General features: G+C 45.5%; 13 protein-coding genes. All 13 read left to right on the plus strand.

Translation table 11 applies throughout. The features are described 5' to 3' along the window. The first annotated feature begins 10 nt into the window (after positions 1 to 10). The 13 genes from ASD24_RS08275 (at position 11) to ASD24_RS08335 (ending at position 13,949) form a co-directional block, all read left to right on the plus strand. Positions 11 to 910 (plus strand): glycosyltransferase, encoded by a 900-nt coding sequence (locus tag ASD24_RS08275; RefSeq protein WP_056694295.1) that lies wholly within the window; start codon positions 11 to 13, stop codon positions 908 to 910. 10 nt (positions 911 to 920) lie between these two features. Beyond that, positions 921 to 2,291 (plus strand): lipopolysaccharide biosynthesis protein, encoded by a 1,371-nt coding sequence (locus ASD24_RS08280; protein ID WP_056694297.1) that lies wholly within the window; start codon positions 921 to 923, stop codon positions 2,289 to 2,291. Beyond that, positions 2,281 to 3,309, plus strand: coding sequence for a polysaccharide pyruvyl transferase family protein (locus ASD24_RS08285; RefSeq protein ID WP_056694299.1), 1,029 nt, complete (start codon positions 2,281 to 2,283; stop codon positions 3,307 to 3,309). Before ASD24_RS08280 ends, ASD24_RS08285 begins: the two co-directional genes overlap by 11 nt. Then, positions 3,306 to 4,724, plus strand: coding sequence for a sugar phosphate nucleotidyltransferase (locus tag ASD24_RS08290; RefSeq protein ID WP_056694302.1), 1,419 nt, complete (start codon positions 3,306 to 3,308; stop codon positions 4,722 to 4,724). Before ASD24_RS08285 ends, ASD24_RS08290 begins: the two co-directional genes overlap by 4 nt. A 30-nt stretch (positions 4,725 to 4,754) precedes the next feature. Further along, on the plus strand, positions 4,755 to 6,086 hold the full coding sequence (locus ASD24_RS08295; protein WP_056694425.1) for a UDP-glucose dehydrogenase family protein: 1,332 nt from the start codon (positions 4,755 to 4,757) through the stop codon (positions 6,084 to 6,086). 14 nt (positions 6,087 to 6,100) lie between these two features. Next, positions 6,101 to 7,027, plus strand: coding sequence for an LCP family glycopolymer transferase (locus ASD24_RS08300; RefSeq protein WP_056694304.1), 927 nt, complete (start codon positions 6,101 to 6,103; stop codon positions 7,025 to 7,027). A 21-nt stretch (positions 7,028 to 7,048) separates the two neighbouring features. Next, positions 7,049 to 9,172: a hypothetical protein gene (locus tag ASD24_RS08305; RefSeq protein WP_056694306.1), complete on the plus strand. Its 2,124-nt coding sequence runs from the start codon at positions 7,049 to 7,051 to the stop codon at positions 9,170 to 9,172. A gap of 43 nt (positions 9,173 to 9,215) precedes the next feature. Then, the gene (locus ASD24_RS08310) at positions 9,216 to 9,791 is read left to right on the plus strand and encodes a VanZ family protein (RefSeq protein WP_162248935.1); all 576 of its coding nucleotides are present in this window, start codon (positions 9,216 to 9,218) and stop codon (positions 9,789 to 9,791) included. A 96-nt stretch (positions 9,792 to 9,887) separates the two neighbouring features. Then, the gene (locus ASD24_RS08315) at positions 9,888 to 10,403 is read left to right on the plus strand and encodes a hypothetical protein (RefSeq protein WP_056694311.1); all 516 of its coding nucleotides are present in this window, start codon (positions 9,888 to 9,890) and stop codon (positions 10,401 to 10,403) included. A 309-nt stretch (positions 10,404 to 10,712) separates the two neighbouring features. Next, positions 10,713 to 10,919 (plus strand): hypothetical protein, encoded by a 207-nt coding sequence (locus ASD24_RS08320; protein ID WP_056694313.1) that lies wholly within the window; start codon positions 10,713 to 10,715, stop codon positions 10,917 to 10,919. 32 nt (positions 10,920 to 10,951) lie between these two features. Then, positions 10,952 to 11,860: an ABC transporter ATP-binding protein gene (locus tag ASD24_RS08325; protein ID WP_056694427.1), complete on the plus strand. Its 909-nt coding sequence runs from the start codon at positions 10,952 to 10,954 to the stop codon at positions 11,858 to 11,860. Further along, positions 11,853 to 12,638 (plus strand): ABC transporter permease, encoded by a 786-nt coding sequence (locus tag ASD24_RS08330; protein ID WP_056694315.1) that lies wholly within the window; start codon positions 11,853 to 11,855, stop codon positions 12,636 to 12,638. The genes ASD24_RS08325 and ASD24_RS08330 overlap by 8 nt, the downstream gene beginning before the upstream one ends. 231 nt (positions 12,639 to 12,869) lie before the next feature. Beyond that, a complete protein-coding gene (locus ASD24_RS08335; protein WP_156395381.1) occupies positions 12,870 to 13,949 on the plus strand; it encodes an AI-2E family transporter in 1,080 nt (359 codons plus the stop codon). Positions 13,950 to 13,988 lie beyond the last annotated feature (39 nt).

Below are 13,988 nucleotides of genomic sequence, written 5' to 3' on the forward strand. Positions count from 1 at the left end.
GGACGATCGAATGAAAGCCACTGTAGCCATTTGCACCTACAATAGAGCCTATGATCTAAGTGAATCCGTTCATAGTGCCATTCAGCAGCATGCTGAATTTGAGTATGAAATTATCGTTATTGATAACAATTCAACCGATGATACCGCTAAGCTTGTACAGGAGATTCGGGCTAGCGAAGGTGGAGAGTGCGTCAAGTATGTACTGGAGAAGACACCTGGCTTGTCAGCAGCAAGGAATCGAGCGATTCGTGAAGCTCGCGGACAGTATATTCTTTTCTTAGATGATGATGCGATTGCATCTCCATTATGGATTCAGCACATTGTCGGTGTATTTGACAGTGATCAAGCTATCGGAGTGGTGGGCGGCAAGATCGAGCCTCTCTGGGAGAGCCGGAAGCCAGATTGGATACCCAGTGAGAATCTATCCCTATACACGATTCTGGATTATGCGGATCATGTGGTGGAGATGCCGAGTCCATCGATTCCGTTTGGCGCCAATGTCGCCTTTCGTACACAGGTGTTTCGAGACATTGCCCCTTTTCGCGAAGACCTAGGCAGAGTAGGGAAGAACCTGTTATCTAATGAAGAGAGTGAGTTAATCGCTAGAATCAGAGTACACCACAAAGTGTTTTATACACCCTTCGGATCAGTGCAACACAAGGTATCCAAAGAACGCACGACCAAGAACTGGTTTTTGCGTCGTGTGTTCTGGCAAGGGGTTAGTGATGCAGTTCGTAAAAAAGACAAGGGAGCTGTTCGGACACTGAAACACGCGATTCGCTTGGGTCAAGGTGTGGTTCGAGCGCTGCTGTGCATCTATAGCCCAAAGCGTTTTACCCGGCAACTCGCCCAGATCTGTTACCGGAATGGCCTGATTATCGGCATACTCAGATATAACAGTAAGGAATGAGGAATAGTTCATGTCACAACTCGCTCTCCCTAAACTCTTAAAAGGCAATGGTTTGTTACAGACCATTGTGCATACCAGTGGAACTAACGTCATTATTATGGTCTTCACCACCATTACATCCATCATCACTTCACGTATGTTTGGCGTTGAAGGTAAAGGCGCCTTCTCAGCGATCCTATTCTGGCCGACATTTCTCATTGGTCTGGTCAGCTGGGGACTACCAACCTCGATTATCTATAATCTGAAACGTGAAGCTGCGGAGAAGAGTGCTGAGTATTTGCGGCTGAGCTTCATGGTTCAGATTCCGATTAGCTTCATTCTCGGAACGATTGCCTGGATCTTCATGCCTACATGGATGGCAGATTATCCCGCAGACGTCATTACGATTGCCCGCTGGTTTACCGTGACCAGTATTCCCGTGCTTATTCTCATTAATCTGCTATCTGCACTATCGCAGAGCCGTGACAGATTCCAGGTGTATAACGGTATTCGTTTATATAACCCTGTGCTGAAAGTGGTTGTCATGGTTTCGTTGTGGTTACTTGGTGCGATGAGCATTGGCATCGCGTCTTTTGTATCCTTGGCAAGCTCCGTGGTTGTCGTTGCATGGGCAGTGTATACGCTCAGAGGCAGTTTGAAGTTTAAGTGGTTTCGCCAAGCGATCGATCGGAAGGCAGCTAAGAACCTATTTGGTTACGGGGGTCGAGTGTTTGGGGTAGAACTACTTGGCACGCTGTACACACAGTTTGACAAGATTATTATACTGGCTCTACTTACGCCGAGAGATTTTGGACTCTATTCGGTCGTTTTTGCGTTGTCTCGCATCTATAATGCAGTGCAAAATGCGATAAGCAGCGTTGTGTTCCCCAAGGTCACTGGATTACCGCAGGATCAGGTGATTCGTACGGTTGGGCGAGCGTTCCGACTTTCCTTAATCATCATGACCATTGTCGTTCTGCCAACGATGTTTATTGGCAATTGGCTGATGGGTGTTTTGTTTGGGAAGGAGTTTTTGGAGGCGAGTCAGGCATTTTATATTTTGGCGTTTGAATGCATTATTGGCGGTGGCTCGTGGATTCTCGCTTCTGCATTCAATGCTTTGGGAAGACCGGGACTGGTGATGATTAGACAGCTAATTGCGTTGTCCGTCACGATCGGTCTATTTTTTGTATTCACACCTTTATGGGGACTCAATGGCATTGCGTTTGCTCTCCTAATTGGTTCTATCGTGCGGATGCTCGTTACCGTTGCAGCGATGAAGTTTGCATTTAAAGTGAAGTTCAGCAGCATGTTTTTTGACAAAAAGGATTTGGCTTTCCTGTATGAACGGTTAAACAAAAAAAGAAGAGTCACCCAAGGAGGAGATGGAGATGCTGGCTAATCCCAACATTCACCCGATGGAAGAGTTGAAGAGACATTTAAGGCAGATTCTAGATGTCATCCCACCGCAATCGGAGATATTTTATATCGACTATCCTGTGTACAACAATGGTGGGGATCTGCTCATTATGAAAGGCACGGAGGCCTTCTTCAAAGATAACGATATTCGTGTTCTCCAGAGATACAGTGTATGGGATGTTCCTTTTCCGCTCAATATTCCCAAAGATGCCATCATTGTAATGCAAGGTGGAGGGAATTTTGGTGACTTATATCCCGTTCATCAGAAGATGCGAGAGAAGATTATTGCAGGCCATCCAAAGAATCGCATTGTGATATTGCCGCAGACGATTTTTTTCAAAAGCGACATTGAGCTGAAAAAGACAGCAAAAGTGCTTAATTTTCATAAAGATCTACATTTCTATGTTAGAGATCAGACCACCTATGAGCTGGCTCTGAAGGAATTTAATCAGACGAGTGTATATCTCTGCCCGGATATGGCACATCAACTCTGGCCGATTCAGCCCAAAGGTAAGGCGGTTCTGGATCGACTATTTTTTTTCAGGGAAGATATTGAGAAGAACAAAGAACAGCTCAAATATGAATCAGCCGCTAAAGGGGATGGAGCATTTCTAGATTGGAACACGCTATACAACCGGGTGGATCGCAAAATCATTCGCATGGTGACATCCAGTCTGAAAGCTCGTAATACCTTCTTGCCTGTTCAATGGTTCTGGTCGAAGTACTCCGACTATATGGTACATAAGGCTATCAAGAACTTCTCGAAATACAAAAATGTGACGACCTCTAGGTTGCATGGGCACATTCTGGCATGTTTGCTCGATCAACCGAACGTGCTATTAGATAACTCGTATGGCAAAAACTCCAACTACTATTGGGCATGGACGCGCAACAATCCCAAAGGCATATTGGAGTCGGGTCAGACGGACACGTATAGCAAATCGGTGGATAAAACCAAAGCCAATGGCTCCGTTGCATTGTCCGATGGTACGGCGTTATGAGAAGCATTCTATTATCTGGTGGATCAGGCAAACGACTCTGGCCATTGTCCAATGATTCCAGATCCAAGCAATTTCTGAAAGTTCTACGTAATCCCGAGGGTAGACCGGAATCCATGGTACAGCGGGTTTGGCGGCAGCTCGGTCAATCTGGACTTGCGTCTGAGGCGCTTGTAGCCACAAGTTTACCTCAAGTTGAGATTCTGACTGCACAGCTTGGCGATGACGTGAAGCTGATTGTTGAGCCTGAGCGTAGAGATACGTTTCCATCGATCGCACTTGCGGCTTCGTATCTGTATTCCGTGGAAAGTGTGAGTTTACATGAGACGATTGCCGTACTACCCGTTGATCCTTTTGTGGAAAAAGAGTTCTTCGATGTGCTGGCAACCTTGCCAGATCTGCTCGATAAGTCGGGTGCGGATCTTGCGCTGATGGGTGTGGTGCCCACCTACCCTTCAGAGAAATATGGGTATATTATTCCGGAGAATACATCCTCTGAGAATAAGGAGTCCAACCGCAATAGTAAGTTCTACGATGATAAGCAAGATCGTTACGTTAACGTAGCGAAGTTTCAAGAGAAACCCTGCGAATCCGATGCAGCCGCCATGATTGAACAGGCTGCCTTATGGAATTGCGGGGTTTTTGCGTTCAAGTTAGGTTATCTGATCAATCTACTCATTGATATGGAGCTGCCTATTCAATACGACGAGATACTGAAGCAGTATGGACGACTACACAAGATTAGCTTCGATTATCAGGTTGTCGAGCAGGCAAGCCACATTATTGCTGTGCCCTACGATGGCTACTGGAAAGACCTTGGAACATGGAACACACTCACGGAGGAGATGAATGCTCCAATTGTGGGCAAGGGATGGATCACAGCGGATTCAACCAATACCCATCTCATCAACGAATTGAATATTCCGGTGGCTATCCTCGGTCTCTCCGACATTGTGGTAGCGGTTAGCCCTGACGGCATTCTAGTCAGTGATAAGGATGCAAGTCCGCGAATTAAGGAAATTGTGAAGCATGAAGATCAGCGCCCCATGTATGAGGAACGTAGATGGGGCTGTTATCGCGTGCTTGATTATACAAGGAATGAGGGCGGTGACGAGGTATTAACCAAACGCATCTGCATCAGCCCCGAACGAAATCTGAGTTATCAATATCATCGACTGCGCAATGAAGTGTGGACAGTGGTATCCGGAACGGGCGAACTCATTCTGGACGGTGTAAGTCGAATGATCCGTCAGGGGGATACGGTCATTATTGATCGAGGAATGCTGCATTCCGTCAAAGCCTTCTCGGAGCTTGAGATTATTGAGGTTCAGATCGGTAGTCAATTGATCGAGGAAGACATTGTTCGGGTTGCTACACAGTGGCAGGACATCGTGAAAACGTATGTTAAGCATGCCTAACAACTACTTAGGAAGATGGGGGATATGGCGATGAATATTACAGTGATTGGAACGGGGTATGTAGGTTTAGTTTCGGGTGTGTGCTTCTCTGAGATTGGAAACAACGTTATCTGTGTAGATAATAATCCGGACAAAGTTGCGCTGCTTAGAGAAGGTAATGTGCCTATTTATGAGCCAGGACTGAAAGAACTAATGAATGCCAATGTGAAAGCAGGCAGATTATCATTCACCGAAGATATCGGTGAGGCGATTAACCGCTCAGACATCATTATAATCGCTGTAGGTACACCTTCCTTGCCGAATGGTGAGGCCAACTTAAGTTACGTTGAACTTGTTGCCAAACAAATTGGTTCTCATATTGATAGTTACAAAATAATTATGACTAAAAGCACGGTTCCTGTCGGAACAAACGACCGGATCCAAGAATGGATTAGCAGTTTGACTCAGCATGCATTTGATATGGCATCGGTTCCTGAGTTTTTGCGTGAAGGAACTGCGGTGAAGGACACGTTATACCCTGATCGGATTGTCATTGGAACAGCTAGTGAGCGTGCTGTTGCGACGCTTAAGGAGCTGCATCAGCCTTTGACGGATCAGATCATTACTACGGATATTCGATCCGCAGAGATGATTAAGTATGCATCCAATGCCTTTTTGGCAACCAAAATATCCTTTATCAATGAAATTTCAAATATCTGTGAGAAGGTGGGGGCAGACGTCAGTCGAGTTGCTGAAGGTATGGGGTATGACAAGCGGATTGGCTCTTCCTTCCTAAAAGCAGGCATTGGCTATGGTGGCTCATGCTTCCCTAAAGATACACAAGCGCTGATTCAAATTGCAGGCAATGTCGATTATGACTTTAAATTGTTGAAATCAGTAGTCGAAGTGAATAAGGATCAGCGTTTCAACGTCATTCGTAAACTAGAAGAGGCATTGGATGTACTGGATGGCAAACAAATTGCGGTGTGGGGCCTCGCCTTCAAACCGGATACGGATGATGTACGGGATGCGCCAGCGATTGAGATTATTCAGCGCCTGCTAGATCAGGGAGCGACGGTTAAAGCTTACGATCCTATAGCTACAGAGAATTTCCGGAAGGAGGTCGATTCACCAGCAATCTCATGGGCTTCAAGTGCGATGGAAGCTGCTCGGGATGCTCATGCACTCTGTGTCCTGACCGAATGGAAGGAATTCATGGAGGTTGATCTGGCTGAACTAGCTGCACATATGGATCAACCGATTCTCATCGATGGAAGAAATATATATGAAGAAGATCAGATTAAGGATACACCATTTCAATATTACTCCGTTGGACGTCCTGGCTTGACCAATATCGATGGTAGAAAAACAGCAGTTCTGTGACCGGAGGCATGAACATGAAACTCAAACGGGGAATCCAAATTTCGTTAGTGATTCTGTCTCTCATGATAGCGATTGTGCTCGGTTATGCAGTCTATCTGTATCTTAACGTTAAATCGGCTGCAAATGACATCTATGAGCCCCGGGAACCGGTCAAACAGGTATCTATCGTGGATAACAGGGGAGGCGGTGGATTCCCCATCGATTTGGAGAACGAGGAACCGTTCAATGCCCTAATTCTAGGTGTTGATACACGTGCCAATGATCATGGACGCTCTGACACCATGATTGTGCTCAGTGTGAATCCAGCTCAAAAGTCCGTACTCATGTTCAATATTCCTCGCGATACTCGCACCAGTATCGTGGGGCGTGGAACAGAGGACAAAATCAACCATGCCTATGCCTTTGGCGGCGTAAATATGTCTGTGCAAACCGTTGAGCAATTCCTCGGTGTACCAATGCACTATTATTTGAAGGTGGATATGGAAGGATTTGCGCGAGTTATTGATTTAGTTGGTGGTGTAGATGTGGAAAATCCATTTGCTTTTGAATATGAGGGCTATCAATTCGACAAGGGTACGATTCACTTGGATGGTGCGAATGCGTTGGGTTTCTCTCGCATGCGTTATGAGGACCCGAAGGGTGATCTGGGACGTAATGACCGGCAACGGGAAATTATTAAACAGGTATTGAAAAGCACGGTGCAAGTCTCCACGGTGTTTCAGTTGGAGTCACTGCTTGGAGAAGTGAGCGAACATGTCAAAACAGATGTTTCGTTTGATGAAATGAAGCATATGCTCACCAAATATCGTAACGTGCTGGAGCATGTCGAATCGGTTGAAATTAAAGGCACTGGCAAAAAAATAGACGGAGTATATTATTACATGGTGGAACAGTCTGAAAAAGATCGTATACATCAGTTGATCAAAGAACACTCCGGGTAAATGGAAATGGGGGTGAACCACATGCGTAGGTTCAGGCTACCTAAATTATTACTGATCGTAGTGCTAATGTACACACTCATGATTCCAACAACGACAAATGTAGTTCAGTCTGCTGAGAGTTATCAATGGAGTTCGATCCCCGTTGGCGGTGGAGGTTACGTCACAGGGATAGTTATTCACCCTACCGAGCCTGACTTAATCTATGCTCGTACAGACATCGGAGGCGTATACCGACTCGATCCGGCGAATAACAGATGGATTCCGTTACTGGATCATATTGAATCAAATGAAAGCAATCTGTACGGTATGGATGGAATTGCGCTGGATCATCAGAATCCGAATATCATCTATGTTGCTGCTGGGAAGTATGCGAATGGCAGCCCGAGTGATGTGCTGAAATCGACAGACCGTGGTGCAACGTGGATACGAACCGGATTGAATCTGCGTAATGTCTCTAATGGTAATATTCATAGAGCCATGGGTGAGAACATTGCAGTTAATCCAACAAGCTCAAGCTTTCTGCATGTCGGTACGAGATACAACGGTTTATATGTATCCAATAACGGAGGAAGCACCTGGAGCCATGTACGAGAAGTGCCTTATGGCATTGCAGGACAGGGAATTCGCAGCGTTGTCTATGGGGTTAATCCATCAGCTAAGCATGAGCAAGTCGTGTATGCAGGAATCAGAGGTGTAGGCATTTTCTCCAAAATGAAACGAAGTAATGGGGTGGTGGCCTGGGAGCTCATCCGGAACAGTCCAGATAGCGTAGCGCGGATGACCGTTTCCAAAAGTGGGGTTTTGTATGCCACTACCGATAACAAAGGTGTCTTTAAATACAACGGCAGACAGTGGACCAATATTACTCCGAGTTCGGCCTACTCATCCTATTATGGGATCAGTATAGATCCTTCAAATGATAATCACATCTTGGCTGCTGTTCGAACGGGTGGCAGTAACTTACCATTGTATCGCTCCACGAATGGTGGGCAGACCTGGGTTAATGTAAACAAAACGTTGAACGACAGACCGTCATGGTGGACACCGAATATGTTCTTTTCTGCAACAGCAAGTGTTGTATTTGATCCTCATCATCCCGGCAGAGTATACGTTTCCGATTGGTCAGGTGTCTATAAGACAGATAATATTACGGCACAGAATACGCAATGGGATGCGATTACAGATGGGCATGAGGAGCTTGTGGCATTAGCTGGTTCAGCACCACCAAAAGGAACTCCTTTCTTTAGTGGTGTCGCAGACCAGACTGGATTTGCCCATTCGGATGTCTATCGTACACCGACTAGAAAGTTGCAGCTTGAAGGTATGAAAGAAGTGGTCAGTATCGACTATCACGAAGCTGACCCGAATCAGATGATTTTCTTGGGCAGTAACGATTGGTATGGAACCATTACCCAACTGTTTATTTCATCAGATAGTGGTCAGACTGCTACTGCTGTGAATGTACCTGATGGCTCCAAATTGGGGCGTGTCGCATACTCAGCCACGAACCCGAATTTGATCATTTATTTGCCGCAAACCGGCAAAGCCGTAAGGAGCACGAATAAGGGAGCAAGCTGGCAGAGTATGACCGGGCTGCCATCCAATGAAAATGATGCAGATACGATATTCACATATAATGAGAGACTCGCTGGAGATCGAATCAACGGTAATAAGTTTTATATGTATTCCGCGGGTCATCTGTACCGCACGACCAATGGAGGAGCGAATTGGTATAAAGCCAACTCCAGCCGATTGCCGAGCGGCGGGAAAATTAAGGTGGAGGCTGCACCAGGATTGGGGAATGTAGTTTGGGTTAGCCTGGGGGATGCCGGATTGTATGCTTCTAGCAGCTCTGGCACTACATTTACCAAATTGCCTAATGTGCAGTCGTCTGAATTATTTGCTTTTGGCAAAGGAAAACCAGGTACGCTTAATCCTGCAGTGTTTATCTATGGAACCGTCAATAACGTAAAAGGGTTTTACCGTTCCGATAATATGGGACTGACCTGGCAGAACATCTCACCAGCTACCGGAATCGGTCTTGGAAATGAACCCCAAGTGCTGGAAGCGGATCGCCAGACGTATGGGAAGGTCTATGTAGGTACGAACGGTCGAGGTTTATTTACAGGCTCTATCGCCCAGTGATCTGTAGTGAGTTTGGTGAACATTAGAAAGAGAGATGAAAGCGGTGATTACAATATTAGTAGAGGAGGGTTCACGGCGTAGGCGACATCATCATAAGCGGAGAAAATGGGGATACTTGCTTACCACGCTTATGATCGTGTCATGGATTTTGTTCATCTGGTCAATGTCGGCACAGTCGTATCAGGAGCAGACGATTCAGCCGTGGCTGCGTCAATGGTCTGGAGACATTCAATGGCTGTTAGCATTGCCTGATATCCAGTTCACCTATGGCGAGCATCATTATTCACTCAATGAACGACCTTTAGACTTTGCCGAGTTTGTATTTCGCAAAAGTGCGCATGTATTCGTGTATGCCGTACTGGGTGTACTTGTATACTGTGGGATGCGTTACCTAAGAAAAAGAACGATAACCAGTGTTGGGATTGCGCTGGTTGTGGTTGCCGTCATTGCCGCAGTGGATGAGTACATTCAGCATTTCAATCCTAGCCGAACAGCTTCTATTCGAGATGTTGGAGTAGATCTAATTGGCGGCTTTTGCGGTGTGATGTTATGGTTAGCAGGCGTAGCGATTTATCGGAAATTAGGGTCAAGAGGTATCCGGAAGCGCTCTGAGCGGTGAGCAACGCCATTTCCCAGGAAATCAGACGATATTGTTGCAGCTTCTACTTGTCCGTCCTCCATCATAGATATGGAAGGAGGACAGGGAGGGACAGGGATGCTGCGAAGAAGGCAACGCAATGAGATGTTCAAAAAGGTTGGATTTATCATCATTGTACTATTGTTGTTATGGCTTATCGTAAGAACAGTTCCACATCTGTTCCGTGCCAGTGCTCCTGATGAGGCGGCAGCAGTTGTTGCTGAATTTTATCGCTATGAGCAGACAGGTGATTTCGGTAGTTCATGGGAGCTGTTTCACCCGCTTATGAAGGAGCGATTCCCAAAGAGCACCTATGTGCAATCCAAAGCCCATATTTTTATGCAGCACTTTGGCGTGGAAACCTTTGGTCTGGAGATAGAGAAGCCTGAGCGTGAGTTCGACGTCAACATCATTGATGGCATGCAGGTATTTTCGGAAGCGTACAAAATGAATGTAACGATGAAATATAAGAGCACATTTGGTGTGATTGACATGGTGCAGACCTGTTATGTCGTGCAAGATGGGAAGGAATGGGTGTTGCTTTGGTATTATCCTTCGAGCGGTGAGCCTCAGCAACACGAGAGCAGTGAATAGATGGTGTGTAGTATATCTAATTTGATATATGCCCATAGTTTGAACCGAATTGTATCGCAAGTCCTTGAAGAAGCTCTATGAGTGCGAGACTTTTGTCGCATTTATAGAGCTTTTTTTGTGTTTTTTCCTTTTTATAGCCGATATACTCTTGACAATAGTCCCAGTGTCAAGTAAATTACGAATTAGATACAAAATGTATCAATTCTCAGCATCTAACGACAAATAACAGGGATCTCAGTGCTCCTTGTGAGGGGAATGAATTCAGTGATCGAATCGAGTCGCTTTTATTGTGTCAGTTGTGGGAGGATTGTGTCGGTTGTTAGTAACTCAGACGAAGTTAAGGATGAGAGTTGCGGAGTCAATCAAGTATTTCGCACCGGATTTTATCGAAGTGAGATGCCGCTAGGATGCTGTGGAACATGTCAGGTTCAGACGAAGCGACAGGAGAATGCCCAGTTTACAGGACAATATACTAAAGATTATGATACACTGAATTCATATGAGAAACGGGCATGAATGGTGAGCCCGTCGATGAGGGAGGGAATGGAATGCAGAATGAACCGGTCGTCCGTCTTCAGGGCGTCAGTAAAATTATCTCTTCCCGCTCGTTGGTCAGCGACCTGACTCTGGATATTTCTCCGGGGCAGGTTTTTGGTTTTTTAGGACCAAACGGGGCAGGTAAAACAACGACGATCCGAATGATGGTTGGACTTATGTCGATTAGTAAGGGAGATATCTTGATCTCTGGACATAGTGTGAAAACGGACTTTGAGAAGGCCATCGCAGAGGTTGGTGCGATTGTTGAGAATCCTGAAATGTACAAATTCCTCACAGGGTATCAGAATCTTGTCCATTTTGCCCGCATGTCACCCGGCATTACGAAGGAGCGCATAGCGGAGACCATTGAGCGGGTTGGCCTTACCGCACGGATTCACGATAAGGTGAAGACGTACTCGCTTGGGATGCGTCAACGCTTAGGGGTTGCCCAGGCCATATTACATAAACCGAAGCTGCTCGTATTGGATGAACCTACGAACGGATTAGATCCACAAGGGATTCGGGAACTGAGAGATTATTTACGTCAGCTCACGCAAGAAGAAGGAATTACCGTGTTTGTGTCCAGCCACTTATTATCAGAGATGGAACTCATGTGTGATACGGTGGCCATTATTCAGAACGGCAAGCTGATCGATGTGCGGAATCTGAGACAAGAAGCGGGAGCCGATGCTCTGATCGAAGTTGCCTTTGAGGTCAATGATGCACAGCGTGCTGCTGAGCTCATTCCAGGAGCTACTATTCAGGGCAGTAACATCGTAGTTAGCGTATCTCGTGAACAGATTCCTGAATTGAACGCTAGATTAGTGCATGAGGGGCTTCAGGTTTATGGTATCCGTAACGTAACCCATACCCTAGAAGATCAATTTTTGCAAATGACTGGGGGCGGAGGTATTGGCTAGTTTCGGTAATCTATTATTGAATGAAAACATGAAAATATTCCGTCGTGCACGAACCTGGATTATGCTCTCCATTTTGGCTTTAAGTGCGCTGTTGCTGCCGATTTTGTTAAGAGAAGGCATGGGAGCAAGCGATATGCCGGCCTTAGAAGCCGCATACACAACCGTTCAGATCGTTTTTTTTCTAAACACCATCTTCTGTGTCGTCATAGCAGCTGAGGCGGTAGCAGGTGAATTTACCTGGGGAACGATCAAGCTGCTGCTGATTCGCCCATGGTCGCGGAGCAAGATTTTGTTATCCAAATATTTGACGGTCATTGGGTTCAGCATTTTGAGTACGCTCGTTGTGATTCTTCTGGCCTGGGGGATATCGTCTGTTCTTTTCACGACGGATCTTGAGACTAGAAGCACAGGACAGGTATTTACATTATGGGGATATATGTACGTTGACTTGTTTATCACGCTTGCGATTGCGTTCATGGTGTCCTCTGTCTTTCGTTCAGGAGCGCTGGCGATTGGATTATCGCTATTTATTATGTTCACGCAAAATATCTTTACATTGATCTTCAATCCAACGCGTTATGAATGGGCGAAGTATGTTCTATTTAATAACATGGATCTTAGTAGATACATGAACTCAGGTTCGGTCTTTGACATGATCGGCGGAGGCGTTCCAGAGGGCATGACTATTGGCTTTTCCATTGCCGTGTTGGCTGCATACTATGTCGTCTTCATGGTTATATCGTGGGTCGTATTCAGCAGAAGAGATGTAGCAGGCTAATCGCCTGCTTCTTTTTTTTGCTCGTTTTGATATGAGTTTTTCCTATTTAACAAGACATTCTTAACCGTTAAACCGTCCAGGCTGAGGCAAGAGCCACATTTCGGGGTACATATGTTACAACAGACATGGCTTGGAAGGTGAAAATTTGTCCATGCTGTAGTCAACACGTTGTAATTACATATTTCGCCGCAGTCGCATTTGGCAGAGCAGCGCATGGAGGGATCACGTTTCTTGGTAAACAATAAGTTTTATCGCATATGCACAGCCATCATCTTGCTGCTGCTCATCGTTTATTTGGGGGATAAAGTAAACTTTATTTTCCGTCCGTTAACCTCATTGATTCACATCATCATTATTCCACTACTGATTGCAGGATTTTTCTATTATTTGCTCCGTCCGCTCGTGGATTTTATGGAGCGGCACAAAATGAAGCGTGCGCTGTCAGTTATCATTATTTATGTTGTGATTGCTCTGATTCTTGCAGGCTTCAGCGTCATAGTTTGGCCGTCTCTGCGAGAGCAACTGTGGAATTTCATTGAGAACACACCGACATTGATTACTTCACTCACCAGTCAGCTCACAGAATTAGAGCAGAACGGTTTTCTTTCCAGGTATCTGCCCGAAGATTCCGATCTGGTCTCACGTTTGTCGGATTTCTTAAGTCAGGGGATAACTCAAGTCAGTGATTATATCTCTGGATTATTCTCGGTAGTATCGAACCTCGTCATTATTCTCGCGACGTTTCCGATCATGCTGTATTACATGCTCAAAGAGGGAAGTAAGTTTGGAACGAATCTGACGTTATTATTGCCAAGGCATTACCGCAAGGATGGCGAAGAGACAGTTCATGAGATTGATGATGCACTGAGTAATTATATAGTGGGGCGTGTCATTGTGAATGTGGCACTTGGTATTCTGATGTATATCGGGTTCCTTATTCTAGGCTTGCCTTACGCGCTGTTACTGACCATGGTATCCATCATTTTGAACTTTATCCCGTATGTTGGTGCGATTCTGGCCGCTATTCCGGTTGTCATCGTGGCTTTTATTGAATCACCATCCATGGCAATCTGGTCCTTGGTTATTATCGTTATCGCACAGCAAATTCAGGATAATCTCGTTTCCCCATATGTATATGGGAAGAAGTTAGATATTCATCCGCTAACGACGGTTATATTGTTGCTTGTAGGTGCGGATTTGGGAAATATTCTGGGAATGATTATCGTGATTCCGTTATACATGATCCTTAAGATTATTGTTCGGAGAATTCATCATCGAATTGTGGAAGAAAAGTCCGAGTCTGTAGAGTGAGCAAGGTTTTCATTAGATAAGCCGCATATAAGTTGTAAA

Source organism: Paenibacillus sp. Root52, assembly GCF_001426865.1.
GTDB lineage: Bacteria > Bacillota > Bacilli > Paenibacillales > Paenibacillaceae > Paenibacillus.